Raw genomic sequence first — 13,054 nt, 5'->3', positions numbered from 1 at the left:
CCGGCGGCGGTGGCGCGCGAGCGACACATCATGGATGCTCGGCTTCGACGTGGTCTTTTTCGTGCCGGATAAGATACAGGCCGCTGCCGATGATGATGGCCGCGCCGGCCAGCGTCCAGCCGTCGGGCAGCGCGCGCCACAGCAGCCAGTCCAGGCCCACGCCCCAGGCCAGGGCCGAATACTCAAACGGCGCCACGCTCGAGGCCTCGCCGCGCGAAAACGCCTCGGTGATCGCCAGCTGGCCGATGAAGCCCGACACTGCCAGGCCGCACAGCAGCGGGATCTCGCTGGCCGGAATCAAGACCCAGCCCGGCGCCGCCAGCAGGCCGGCGCCCGCCGCGATCATCACGATCAGCCAGAACACCGTATGTTCGCTGCGGTCGCTGCGCGCCAGCACCCGTACCGTGATCGCCGACACCGCATAGCAGGCCGCCGCGCCCAGCACCGCCAGGCCGCCGATGGTGAGAAAGCCCGCGCCACTGGGACGCAGCACGACCAGCACGCCGCCCAGGCCCACCGCGATCGCCACCCAGCGCGCCAGGTTGACGCGCTCTTTCAATAACAGGACCGACAGCGCCGTGATCAGGGCGGGCGCGATGAAGAAGATCGAATAGGCCTCGGCCAGCGACAGCTTCTTGAGGCCGAAGGCGAACAGGGCCAGCATCAGGATCCCGAGCACGCCGCGCAGGAAGTGCATCGGCCAGCGTACCTGGAAGATGCCCGCGAACGCGCCGCGCCAGGCCACGTAGACGGCGATCAGCGGCAACGAGCAGATGGCGCGCAGCGCCGCCACCTGTAGCGCCGGATAGCGCGCCGCCAGCAGCTTCATGGCCGTGTCCATCAGGGCGAACATGAAGACGGCGAGCAGCATCGCATAGATGCTGTACAGGTTGCGGCCACGCGCCGTCATAGCCGTTTTTCCATGAACAGGCTGAGAGGATCGGGTTGGTAATCGCCGAACGGCTCGCAGCGGCTGAAACCGAAACCTTCGTACAGCGCGATCGCCGCCGGCTGGTGGATGCCGGTTTCGAGCTTCAGTTCGCCCAGGCCCGACATGCGCGCGAACATCGCCAGGTGTTCCAGCAGCTTCTTTCCAGTCCCCAGGCCGCGGCGCGCCTCGTCCACGTACATGCGCTTGACTTCGCCATAGGCGCCGCGGTTGACCAGGGCCGCGCAGCCGACCGCCGCACCGTCGATGTTGCGCGCCACCAGGAACAGCACGTCGCCGGCCAGCAGCGCGTCGATGTCCAGCAGGTGATTGCTCTCGGCCGGGTACAACGCGGCGCAATAGGCGTCGAGTTTTTCCAGCATGGCCCGCACTTCGGGCTGGTCGGGGGTTTCGGTATTGATGATCATAAGTAGGAAACGGCGCCGCGGCGCCGTTTTGTCATGTGCGGATCCGGTAGGGAATCAGCCCAGTTTCTGCAGCATCGATTCGGCGCTCGAGGCGTCGATGCCCTTGGCGTCGATGTCCAGGGTCTTGACCACGCCATCCTCGACCAGCATCGAGTAGCGCTTCGAGCGCGTGCCCATGCCGTGGGCCGAGAAGTCGTTGTCCAGGCCGAGGGCCTTGGTGAAGGTGGCGTTACCGTCGGCCATCATGCGCACGATGCCGGTGGCCTTCTGGTCGCGGCCCCAGGCGCCCATCACGAAGGCGTCGTTGACCGAGATGCACCAGATTTCATCGACGCCCTTGGCGCGAATGTCGTCGGCGTGCTTGACGTAGCCCGGCACGTGCTGCACCGAGCAACCCGGGGTGAAGGCGCCCGGCAGGCCGAAGATCACGATCTTCTTGCCTTTCACGAGGTCCGCCACCTGGAAGGTGTTCGGGCCCAGGCTGCAGCCTTCGGTCTCGTTCTCGATGAATTCCGCGAGGGTGCCTTCCGGCAGTCGGTCGCCGATCTGGATGGTCATGCTTTTCTCCTGTTGATGTTTTGTGAATCTTGCCATTATCGCTGATCTGGGGTGGGTGTGCTGGCGATGACGACATCCTTCGTCCCGCAGCGTTCGCACGTCGTACCCGCAGCGTTCGCACGTCGTACCCGCGAAGGCGGGTACCCAAGTTTGCGTGCGCTGCCTGTTGCTCGATCGTTGTGGCTGCGCATCGGACTTGGGTTCCCGCCTTCGCGGGAACGACGGGTTGGGGGCGCGGGTCAAGGGAGATTTCAGCGCGGCGCAAACAAAAAGGCCAGCTTGCGCTGGCCTCTTCACTACATCAACAGTGCCGGTTTAATCGGCCTGCTTGCGCAGGAACGCCGGAATATCGTAGGTCTCGACGCCGTTGCGCTGCATCGCCTGGACCTGCTCCGATGCCTGCTCGCGGCGCCACACGGCCGGCTGCTTCATGCCGCCCAGGGCGTCGGCGCTGGCCTTGCCCGCGGTCAGGCCGCCAGCGACCGCCGCCGCGCCCTGCATCACCGGCGCATCGTAGGTGCCGGTGCGCAGCTGCTGCTGCGGTTGCACCAGCTGGATCGACTTCTTGTTCTTGCCCAGGCCCGTCGCGACCACGGTCACGCGGATCTCGTCGCCCATCGCGTCGTCGTAGGCGATGCCCTGGGCGATCGAGGCGTCCGGCGCCGCGAAGGCGCGCACGGCGGCCATGACTTCCTTGATCTCCTTACCTTTGAGGCCACGGCTGGCGGTCACGTTGACCAGCACGCCCTTGGCGCCCGACAGGTCGATGCCGTCCAGCAGCGGCGATGCGACAGCCTGTTCGGCCGCGATGCGCGCGCGGTCCACGCCCGATGCGGTCGCGGTGCCCATCATGGCCTTGCCCTGCTCGCCCATGATGGTCTTGACGTCGTTGAAGTCGACGTTGATGTGGCCCGGCACGTTGATGATCTCGGCAATACCGGCCACCGCGTTGTTGAGCACATCGTCGGCGTGCTGCATCCAGTCGAGCATCGATTCGTCTTCGTAGATGTCTTCCAGTTTTTCGTTCAGGATGACGATCAGGGAGTCGACGTGCTTGGTCAGTTCGTCGAGGCCTTCCTCGGCGATGTCCATGCACTTCTGGCCTTCGTAGGAGAACGGCTTGGAGACCACGGCCACGGTCAGGGCGCCCATGGTCTTGGCCACTTCGGCCACGATCGGCGCGGCGCCGGTGCCGGTGCCGCCGCCCATGCCGGCGGCGATGAAGACCATATGCGCGCCGCGCAGGGCATCTTCGATGCGCGAGCGCGACTGCTCGGCCAGCTGACGGCCGACTTCCGGACGCATCCCTGCGCCCAGGCCGGAATCGCCGATCTGGATGATGTTGTTGGCGCCGGAAACCGCCAGCGCCTGCGCGTCCGTGTTTGCGGCGATGAACTCGACACCGGACACACCTTTGTTGATCATGTGCTGAACCGCGTTGCCGCCGGCGCCGCCGACGCCAACGACCTTGATCACGGTTCCCAGTGCTGCGTTATCGACCATATCGAACTCCATGATGAACTCCCTATTCTCAGAATGCGGTTCCAGGGAAGAGGCCTTGGCGTTGCTGGTTCGCTGCCTCAAACCGGTAACTGCGATTGTATGTAAAAACCTGTAACCCGTGATGAATTTTCGCTACCTAATTTGTTACCAAGTGCTTTATTTGTGCCTGAATCAGAAGTTCCCAGCGATCCACTCCTTCATTCGTTGCCAGACTGCCTTCACCGAACCGTCCTGGCGCGTGACGATGTGGCCGCGCAGGTACTGTTTCTTCGCTTCGAGCAGCAGGCCAAGCACCGTCGCATAGCGCGGGCTGCGTACCACGTCGGCCAACTGGCCGCGGTAGTCCGGTGTGCCGAGGCGCGCCGGCTTGAGGAAGATGTCTTCCGCCATCTCGATCATGCCCGGCATGATCGAGCTGCCGCCCGTCAGCACGATGCCCGAGGACAGCACGCCTTCGTAGCCGGATTCGCGCACGGCCTGGTGGACCATGGCGAACAATTCTTCCACCCGAGGCTCGATCACGGCTGCGAGGGCCTGGCGCGACAATGCGCGTGGGCCGCGGTCGCCGAGACCTGGCACTTCGAGTGTCTCGCCCGGATCGGCCAATACCTGCTTGGCCACGCCGTAGCGGATCTTGATGTCCTCCGCCTCGCCGGTCGGCGTGCGCAAGGCCATTGCGATGTCACTGGTGATCTGGTCGCCGGCGATCGGGATAACCGCCGTATGGCGAATCGCGCCGTCCGAAAACACCGCGATGTCGGTGGTGCCGCCGCCGATGTCGATCAGGACCACGCCCAGTTCTTTTTCGTCGACCGTCAGCACCGCGTCGGCGGACGCCATCGGTTGCAGGATCAGATCCGAGACCTCGAGTCCGCAACGGCGCACGCACTTTACAATATTTTGCACCGCAGACACCGCACCGGTGACGATGTGCACCCGTACTTCCAGTCGAATGCCGCTCATGCCGATCGGCTCGCGCACGTCTTCCTGGTTGTCGACGATGAATTCCTGCGGCACCGTGTGCAGCAGTTGCTGGTCGGTCGGGATGTTGACCGCCTTGGCGGTCTCGATCACGCGCGCCACGTCGGTGGCCGTCACTTCCTTGTCCTTGATCGCCACCATCCCGCTCGAATTGAACGAGCGGATATGGCTGCCGGCGATGCCAGCGTAGACGTTGCGGATCTTGCAATCCGCCATCAGCTCGGCTTCCTCGAGCGCGCGCTGGATCGATTCGACCGTGGCCTCGATATTGACGACCACGCCCTTCTTCAATCCTTTCGACTCGTGCTGACCCAGCCCGATCACCTCGTGGCGTCCGTCGGACATCACCTCGGCGACCACGGCCACCACCTTGGAGGTGCCGATGTCGAGGCCGACGATCAGGTTTTTCGCGTCTTTTGTCATTGCTGTTCGCCTGCTTCAGATTTGCTTGGTTGTTTTATTGGGTGTTGCATGTTTGGGTGTTTCTTTGGGCTTCTTCGCCGCCTTGACCGGCTTCGTCGCATCGAGCGGCACGGTCAGTGCCGCCGACGACAGGGCCAGTCCGTTCGGATAGCGCATATCGATCGTATCGATACGGCCCTCCTGCAGCCGGGCGACCAGCTGCGGGTAGACGCCGACCAGGCGCTGCACGCGTTTTCTCAGCGTGTTGCGATCCTGCTCGCGTCCCAGTGCGACGCTCATGCCGTTGTCCAGCCTTACGGTCCAGGCATACCGGTTGGACAGCGACAGCTCCTGCGGCACCAGCTCCACCTGCGCGAACGCCGTGCGCAGGTCGTTGAAGCGGGCCAGCACTTCCTTCTCGCTGCCGACCGGACCGTCGAAGGCCGGCAGCGCCTGCTCATCCTCGGTCTCGGCCACGTTGGCGGTAAAGACGTCGCCCTTCACCGACAACAGGCGGCCGTCCTCGCCCCAGGTGCCGAGCGCCTCGTGTTCTTCGACCTCGACCACCAGGGCGTTTGGCCACTCGCGGCGCACGGTGGCGCGGCGCACCCAGGGCACGGTCTCGAAGGTGGCGCGCACCTGCTCCAGGTCGGCGGTGAAGAAGTTGCCGCGGATCTTGCCGAGCACGCCGTTGCGCACGGTAAGTTCGTTCACATGCTTCAACTCGATCCCGTACATGCTCTCCACCGTCACCGAACCGAGCGAGAACATCGGGCGCTGCGACAGCCACCACACGCCCGAGATCAGGGCGGCGAGCACCGTCACCGCCGTCATGAAACTGGCGGTCGCGTTGAGGGCCCGGACGTCATGCCACATCTGGATTTATCCTTTAGCCTTCTGGCCCATCTTGAGCCGCGCCGAACGCAGGATCTCGACGCACAGGTCTTCATACGCAATGCCGACCGCGCGCGCCGCCATCGGCACCAGCGAGTGGGTCGTCATGCCGGGCGAGGTGTTCACCTCGAGCAGGAAGGGACGCATATCGCTCTCGCGCACCAGCACGTCGACCCGGCCCCAGCCCTCGCAACCCAGGGCGCGGTAGGCGTTCACCGCATGGCGGCCGATCTCGTGGGTCAGCGCCTCTGGCAGCGGCGCCGGGCAGTGATACACGGTGTCGTCGGTGAAGTACTTGTTCTGGTAGTCGTACTTGCCTTCCGGGGCCACGATCTCGACGATCGGCAGCGCACGGGCGCTGGCGCCCTGCCCCAGCACGGCGACGGTGAACTCACGGCCGGTGACGAATTCCTCGGCCAGCACCGCCTCGTCCATGCTGGTCACCAGCGTGACCGCCTCCTTCAACTGGTCGGCCTGGGTCACCTTGGTGATGCCGATACTCGAGCCTTCGAGCGGCGGCTTGACGATCAGCGGCAGGCCCAGATCGGCCACTACCGCGTCCAGGTCGGTGTCCGCATCGATGGTCACGTAGCGCGGGGTCGGCACGTTCTCTTGCAGCCAGATCTTCTTGGTGGTGATCTTGTCCATGCCGACGCTGGACGCCATCACGCCGCTGCCGGTGTAGGGAATACCCAGCAGTTCGAGGGCGCCCTGCAGGCTGCCGTCTTCGCCGTAGCGGCCGTGCAGCGCGATGAACACGCGGTCGAACTGTTGCGCGGCCAGGTCGGCCAGGCTTTGCCTGCCCGGGTCGAAGGCATGGGCGTCGATGCCGCGGCTTTTCAGGGCCTGCAGCACGCCGTTGCCGGAAATGAGCGAGATCTCGCGTTCGGCGGAGCGTCCGCCGAACAGCACGCCGACCTTGCCGAAAGCGGCTGCATCAAGGGTAGGAGTGGTGGTCACGATGTTAGCCTTTTGCATTGGTCAGTTGGTTGGGCACGCCGCTGATCGAGCCGGCGCCCATGGTCAGCACGACGTCGCCGTCGCGCGCCACATTGAGGATGGCGGCCGGCATATCGGCGATCGCCTCCACGAAAATCGGTTCCGTCTTGCCGGCGGTGCGCAGCGCGCGCGCCAGCGCGCGGCCGTCGGCGGCCACGATCGGCGCCTCGCCGGCCGGATACACCTCGGCCAGCAGCAGCACGTCGGGGGTGGCCAGCACTTTGACGAAGTCTTCGAACAGGTCGCGCGTGCGGCTGAACCGGTGCGGCTGGAAGGCCAGCACCAGGCGCCGGCCCGGGTAGGCGGCGCGCGCCGCGGCCAGGGTTACCTCGGTCTCGACCGGGTGGTGGCCGAAATCGTCGACCAGGGTGAAGCTGCCGCCGGCCGCCAGCGGCACTTCACCGTAGCGGGTGAAGCGGCGGCCGACGCCGCGGAACTCCAGCAGGCCCTGGGCGGTGGCGGCGTCCTCGATGCCGATCTCGCGCGCGATCGCGATCGCCGAGCAGGCGTTGAGCACATTGTGCATGCCGGGCTGGTTCAGCACGAACTTGGTGTCCGGATAGCCTTCCTGGCGCACCGTGAAATGCATCTGCGTGCCTTCGGCATAGGCGTCCAGCGCGCGCACTTCGGCTTCCTCGCAGAAGCCATAGGTGGTGACCGGTTTGGTCACCTGCGGCAGGATCGAGCGCACGTGCTGGTCGTCGATGCACAGCATCACGCGGCCATAGAACGGCATGCGGTGCGTAAAGTTCACGAACGCGGCCTTCAGTTTCTCGAAGTCGTGTTCATAGGTTTCCATGTGGTCGGCATCGATGTTCGTGATGACTTCGATCATCGGCGACAGGTTCAGGAACGAGGCATCCGACTCGTCGGCCTCGGCCACGATGTATTCGCCGCTGCCCAGGGCCGCGTTGGCGCCGGCCGCCGTCAGGCGTCCGCCGATGACGAAAGTCGGGTCCAGTCCGCCGGCGGCCAGCACCGACGCCACCAGGCTGGTGGTGGTGGTCTTGCCATGGGTGCCGGCAATCGCGATGCCGCGCTTCAGGCGCATCAACTCGCCCAGCATGATCGCGCGTGGAACGATGGGCGTCTTGTTGGCGCGCGCGGCGATCACCTCGGGATTGGCTTCATTCACGGCGGTCGAGGTCACGACGACGTCGGCGCCGCTCACATTGTCGGCCAGGTGGCCGAGGTGGACGGTCGCGCCCAGGCCGGCCAGGCGCTGGGTGGCGGCATTGCTGCCCAGGTCCGAGCCCGACACCTGGTAGCCGAGATTGAGCAGCACCTCGGCGATGCCGCTCATGCCGCTGCCGCCGATGCCCACGAAGTGTATGTTCTTGATCTTGTGTTTCATTTAACTTGCCCTGCCCGCTTCTGCCAATGTTTCGAGTTCTTGCGCGATCGCCTCATTGGCGTCCCGCTTGCCCACGCCATGCGCCGCCTGCGCCATCGCCAGGCAACGCTCGCGCGTCGTGTCTTGCAGCAGGCTCGCCAGCCGCTGCGGATTGAGTTCGCCCTGCGGCTGGTAGCAAGCCGCGCCCTGCTTGTCCATCCACAGCGCGTTGTCGCGCTGGTGGCTGGTGGTGCTGGCGACGAACGGCACCAGCACGCTGGCCACGCCGGCTGCCGTCAGCTCGGACACCGTGATCGCGCCGGCACGGCAGATCACCAGGTCGGCGTTCGCGTAGGCCGCGGCCATGTCATCAATGAAGTCGACCACGTTTGCGTTGACACCGGCCTGTAAATAAGACGCGCGCAGCGCATCGATATTCTTCTTGCCCGACTGGTGGGTCACGATCGGACGGGTGGCCGGGTCGATCAGGGCCAGGGCCGCCGGCACGCTGTCGTTGAGGACTTTCGCCCCCAGGCTGCCGCCCACGACCAGCACGCGCAAGGGGCCGCTGCGGCCGGCGAAGCGTGCGGCGGGCGCCGGCAGGTCGAGGATCTGCTGGCGCACGGGATTGCCGGTGACGACAGCCTTGCCGGCCGCCTTGCCGAAATCGGCCGGGAAGCCGAACAGCACACGCTGCGCGACCGGCGCCAGCGTCTTGTTCGACAACAGCAGCGCGGCATCGGCGTTCACCAGCGCCAGCGGGATGCCGCGCGAACGCGCCATCATGCCGCCCGGGACGGTGACGTAGCCGCCCATGCCCAGCACCACGTCGGGACGACGGTGTGTCAGGTAGCGGCGGCAGGTGAGGAAGCTCGCCGCCATCTTGAAGGCGCCCTTGACGGTGTGGGCCAGGCCCTTGCCACGCAGGCCGGCGAAGTCGATGGTGTCCATCGGGATGCCGGCCTTCGGCACCAGTTCGGCTTCCATGCCGTGGGCGGTACCGAGCCAGCTCACTTCCCAGCCGCGCGCGCGCATGGTCTGCGCGATCGCGATGCCGGGGAAGATGTGGCCGCCGGTGCCCGCGGCCATGATCATCAGTTTCTTCGTCATGTGCGTCCTCCGCGCATGCGCACCCGGTTTTCGTAATCGATCCGCAGCAGGATCGCCAGGCCGATGCAGTTGAACATGACGCCCGAGCCGCCAAAGCTCATCAGCGGCAGGGTCAGGCCCTTGGTCGGCAATAGGCCCAGGTTCACGCCCATATTGATGAAGGTCTGCACGCCGATCCAGATGCCGATGCCCTTCGCGGCCAGGCCGGCGAAGGTCTGGTCCAGCGCGATCGCCTGGCGGCCGATGTCGAAGGCGCGCTTGACCAGCCAGTAGAACATGGCCACCACCACCAGTACGCCGACCAGGCCCAGCTCCTCGCCGATCACGGCCATGATGAAGTCGGTGTGCGCTTCCGGCAGGTAGTGCAGCTTCTCGACCGAGGCGCCCAGGCCCACGCCGAAGAATTCGCCGCGTCCGAAGGCGATCAGCGAGTGCGTCAACTGATAGGCCTTGTCCAGCGCATTGCCCTCTTCCCACGGATCGAGGTAGGCGAACATGCGCGCGCGGCGGAATGGCGACAGCGCGATGATCGCGCTGAAGATCACCACCAGCAGCGCGCCGATGCCGCCGAACCAGACGATATTGATCCCGCCCAGGAACAGGATGCCCATGGCGATGCAGACGATCACGCCGAAGGCGCCCAGGTCGGGCTCGAGCAGCAGCAAGGCGCCGACCAGGCCGATCGCGACCATCATCGGCAAGAAGCCCTTGGTGAGCTTGTGCATGTATTCTTGCTTCCTCACCGTGAAGTCGGCCGCGTACAGCACCACCGCGATCTTCATGATCTCGGACGGCTGCAGGTTCATGACTTTCAGCGACAGCCAGCGGCGCGCGCCGTTGACCGATACGCCCAGGCCCGGGATCAGGACCAGTACCAGCAACACCAGGGTGCCGATGAACAGCATCGGCGCGTACTTCTGCCACACCGCGATCGGGATCCGGAACACCACCGCGGCGGCCACCATCGACACGATGATGTACATCGCCTGGCGGTACAGGAAGTATTCGTTGCGGTCTTCCAGGTAGCGGAACTTGGGCGAGTCGGGCAGCGCGATCGAGGCCGAATACACCATCACCATCCCGAGCAGCATCAGCAGCACGGTGACCCAGACCAGCGGCTGGTCGTAGTCCATCATCTTCGACGGCTTGCTGCGGCCGTCGACCGTGGCGTCGGAAGCACTACCTGCGAACTTGAACGGAAGCTGGAAGGCCATCAGATCTCCTGTCCCTTGTCCAGTGCGATCTCGCGCACCGTGTCGACGAACACCTGCGCGCGGTGCGCGTAATTGGTGAACATGTCGAGGCTGGCGCAAGCCGGCGACAGCAGCACGGCGTCGCCGGCGCGCGCGAGACCCGCGGCGCGGCGCACCGCCTGCGGCAAATCGTCCAGGTCGAAGGCCGGCACGCCGGTCGGCTCGATCGCCGCGCGTACCGCAGGCGCGTCGCGGCCGATCAGCAGGACGGCGCGCACGTGATCCGCAACCGGATGCGCCAGCGGCGAAAAGTCCTGGCCCTTGCCGTCGCCGCCGGCGATCAGCAGGATCTGCTGCTCAAGACCGGTGAAGGCCTTGCCCAGGCCGGTCAAGGCGGCCACGGTGGCGCCCACATTGGTGCCCTTGCTGTCGTCGTAGTAGTCAACCCCGTCGATGGTGGCGACCAGTTCCACGCGGTGCGGCTCGCCCGCGTACTCGCGCAGGCCATGCAGCAGCGGCGCCAGCGGCAGGCCGCAGGCGCGGCACAGGGCCAGCGCGGCCAGCGCGTTCGACGCATTGTGCAGGCCACGGATTTTCAGCGCGTCGGCCGGCATCAGGCGATTGACGATGGCGTCGACCGGCTCGGGTACTTCACCCGGAAGGGCCTCCGTGCGGCCCTTCCTGCGTTTCTTCTCGATCTCTTCGCCCGGCACGGCATTGGCCAGCCACAGCACGCCGCGTTCTTCCAGCAGGCCGAAGCTGCTGGCCTCCACCGGTTCGCCGGTGCCGAAGGTGAAGGAAGGCGTGTCGACCGCCGTCATGCGCAGCACGCGCGCGTCGTCGCGGTTCAGCACGCGCACGGTGTCGGCGCCGAAGATGCGCGCCTTGTCCGCCGCATAGGCGTCCATGCTGCCGTGCCAGTCCAGGTGATCCTGGCTCAGGTTCAGCACCGTGGCGGCGTCGGCCTGCAGGCTGAAGGTGGTGTGCAGCTGGAAGCTGGACAGTTCCAGCACCCAGGCCTGCGGCAGCTCGTTGGCATCGATGGTTTCGCGCAGCACGTCCAGCGCGGCCGGGCTGATATTGCCTGCCACGCGCGTGGTCAGGCCCGCGCGACGGCACAGCAGGCCGGTCAGGCTGGTCACCGTGGTCTTGCCGTTGGTGCCGGTGATCGCGATGACTTTCGGCGTGTAGCCGCTCGTTTCACGCAGGTGCGCGAGCGCCTGCGCGAACAATTCGATCTCGCCCCACACCGGAATGCGGCGTTCCTGGGCGGCTGGGACGATGTCGACCAGCTCACGATTGGGCGCCAGGCCCGGGCTGACGGCAACGAAGTCGACGCCATCGAGCAGCGCGGCATTGAATATGCCTTGAACTGCGTCTCCCGCGACGAATTCGGCGTCAGGCACGGCGGCGCGCAGCGCCGGCAGGCGTGCCGGCTCGGCGCGCGTATCGGCCACGCGCACGCGTGCGCCGGCCCGCGCCAGCCATTGCGCCATCGCCAGCCCGGATTCACCCAGGCCCAGTACCAATGCGTGTTTGCCGTCGTAGTTCATCTCAGCGCAGTTTTAACGTCGACAGGCCGACCAGGATCAGCACCATGGTCACGATCCAGAAGCGGACCACGACCTTGGTCTCCTTCCAGCCCTTTTGTTCGAAATGGTGGTGCAGTGGCGCCATCAGGAATACGCGGCGTCCGGTGCCGTAGCGCTTCTTCGTGTACTTGAAATAGCTGACCTGGATGATCACCGACAGGGTTTCGGCCACGAAGATGCCGCCCATGATGAACAGCACGATTTCCTGGCGCACGATGACGGCGATGGTGCCGAGCGCGCCGCCCAGCGCCAGCGCGCCGACGTCGCCCATGAACATCTGGGCCGGGTGCGCGTTAAACCACAGGAAGGCCAGGCCGGCGCCGGCCATCGCGCCGCAGAAGATCAACAGTTCGCCCGCGCCCGGGATGTACGGGATCAGCAGGTATTTGGAGAACGTCACGCTGCCGGTCAGGTAGGCGAACAGGCCGAGCGCGCCGCCCACCATCACGGTCGGCATGATGGCCAGGCCATCGAGGCCGTCGGTGAAGTTGACGGCGTTGGACGAGCCGACGATCACGCAATACGTCAATGCGATGAAGCCCCACACGCCCAGCGGGTAGCTGATGCTCTTGAAGAACGGGACGATCAGGTCGGCCTTGGGTGGCAGGTCCATCGAGAAGCCCGACTGCACCCAGGCGTAGAACAGCCCCATGGCTTCCCATGGCGAGGCGGCCGACAGCGCGAACGCCAGGTACAGCGCCGACGTGATGCCGACCAGCGACATCCAGAAGTATTTCTCGCCCGAGCGCATGCCTTCCGGGTCTTTATAGACCACCTTGCGGTAGTCGTCGACCCAGCCCACCGCGCCAAAGCCGAAGGTCACCACCAGCACCGGCCAGATCAGGCGATTCGACAGGTCGCACCACAGCAGGGTCGAGACGCCAATCGCGATCAGCACCAGCACGCCGCCCATGGTCGGGGTGCCGTGCTTGGTCAGGTGGCTTTGCGGACCATAGGTGCGCACCGCCTGGCCGACCTTCAGTTCGGTCAGCTTGCGGATGACTACGGGGCCTGCAACCAGGCCGATCGTGATGGCGGTGATGGTGGCGAACACCGCGCGGAACGTGATGTAGTTGAACACGCGCAGAGGACCGATATAGTCCTGGAAGTATTGTGCGAGCCAGAGAAGCATA

At 65.6% G+C, this 13,054-nt stretch carries 12 protein-coding genes; all 12 read right to left on the bottom strand.

Features of this window, described 5'->3' with window-relative positions:
• Positions 1 to 28: 28 nt before the first annotated feature.
• The 12 genes from SOM61_RS03905 to mraY all read right to left on the bottom strand — a co-directional run bounded on the left by SOM61_RS03905 (position 29) and on the right by mraY (position 13,053).
• Positions 29 to 910 carry a DMT family transporter gene (locus tag SOM61_RS03905; RefSeq protein ID WP_320472874.1) on the bottom strand — a complete coding sequence of 294 codons (882 nt, stop codon included), beginning with the start codon at positions 908 to 910 and terminating at the stop codon, positions 29 to 31.
• Positions 907 to 1,356: a GNAT family N-acetyltransferase gene (locus tag SOM61_RS03900; protein ID WP_320472873.1), complete on the bottom strand. Its 450-nt coding sequence runs from the start codon at positions 1,354 to 1,356 to the stop codon at positions 907 to 909. The genes SOM61_RS03905 and SOM61_RS03900 overlap by 4 nt, the downstream gene beginning before the upstream one ends.
• Positions 1,357 to 1,410: 54 nt before the next feature.
• Positions 1,411 to 1,914, bottom strand: a complete 504-nt coding sequence (locus tag SOM61_RS03895) for a peroxiredoxin (RefSeq protein ID WP_320472872.1) — start codon at positions 1,912 to 1,914, stop codon at positions 1,411 to 1,413.
• Positions 1,915 to 2,229: 315 nt separating this feature from the next.
• Positions 2,230 to 3,429, bottom strand: a complete 1,200-nt coding sequence (ftsZ, locus tag SOM61_RS03890) for a cell division protein FtsZ (protein WP_320472871.1) — start codon at positions 3,427 to 3,429, stop codon at positions 2,230 to 2,232.
• A 159-nt stretch (positions 3,430 to 3,588) separates the two neighbouring features.
• Positions 3,589 to 4,821: a cell division protein FtsA gene (gene ftsA, locus SOM61_RS03885; protein WP_005668243.1), complete on the bottom strand. Its 1,233-nt coding sequence runs from the start codon at positions 4,819 to 4,821 to the stop codon at positions 3,589 to 3,591.
• Between the two features lie 15 nt (positions 4,822 to 4,836).
• Complete coding sequence (locus SOM61_RS03880) at positions 4,837 to 5,676, bottom strand: cell division protein FtsQ/DivIB (RefSeq protein ID WP_320472870.1); 840 nt, start codon at positions 5,674 to 5,676, stop codon at positions 4,837 to 4,839.
• 6 nt (positions 5,677 to 5,682) lie between these two features.
• Positions 5,683 to 6,672, bottom strand: coding sequence for a D-alanine--D-alanine ligase (locus SOM61_RS03875; RefSeq protein WP_320472869.1), 990 nt, complete (start codon positions 6,670 to 6,672; stop codon positions 5,683 to 5,685).
• On the bottom strand, positions 6,659 to 8,047 hold the full coding sequence (murC, locus tag SOM61_RS03870; RefSeq protein ID WP_320472868.1) for a UDP-N-acetylmuramate--L-alanine ligase: 1,389 nt from the start codon (positions 8,045 to 8,047) through the stop codon (positions 6,659 to 6,661). The genes SOM61_RS03875 and murC overlap by 14 nt, the downstream gene beginning before the upstream one ends.
• On the bottom strand, positions 8,048 to 9,136 hold the full coding sequence (murG, locus tag SOM61_RS03865) for an undecaprenyldiphospho-muramoylpentapeptide beta-N-acetylglucosaminyltransferase (protein WP_320472867.1): 1,089 nt from the start codon (positions 9,134 to 9,136) through the stop codon (positions 8,048 to 8,050).
• Positions 9,133 to 10,350, bottom strand: a complete 1,218-nt coding sequence (ftsW, locus tag SOM61_RS03860) for a putative lipid II flippase FtsW (RefSeq protein WP_320472866.1) — start codon at positions 10,348 to 10,350, stop codon at positions 9,133 to 9,135. Before ftsW ends, murG begins: the two co-directional genes overlap by 4 nt.
• The gene (gene murD, locus SOM61_RS03855; protein WP_320472865.1) at positions 10,350 to 11,882 is read right to left on the bottom strand and encodes a UDP-N-acetylmuramoyl-L-alanine--D-glutamate ligase; all 1,533 of its coding nucleotides are present in this window, start codon (positions 11,880 to 11,882) and stop codon (positions 10,350 to 10,352) included. The genes ftsW and murD overlap by 1 nt, the downstream gene beginning before the upstream one ends.
• Before the next feature lies 1 nt (position 11,883).
• The gene (gene mraY, locus SOM61_RS03850; RefSeq protein ID WP_320472864.1) at positions 11,884 to 13,053 is read right to left on the bottom strand and encodes a phospho-N-acetylmuramoyl-pentapeptide-transferase; all 1,170 of its coding nucleotides are present in this window, start codon (positions 13,051 to 13,053) and stop codon (positions 11,884 to 11,886) included.
• Position 13,054: the final 1 nt, after the last annotated feature.

It is taken from the genome of Massilia sp. CFBP9012 (assembly GCF_034045115.1).
Lineage (GTDB): Bacteria > Pseudomonadota > Gammaproteobacteria > Burkholderiales > Burkholderiaceae_D > Telluria.
Note: the sequence above shows the minus strand (reverse complement) of the source record. Positions and strands in the feature narration are given on the sequence as shown.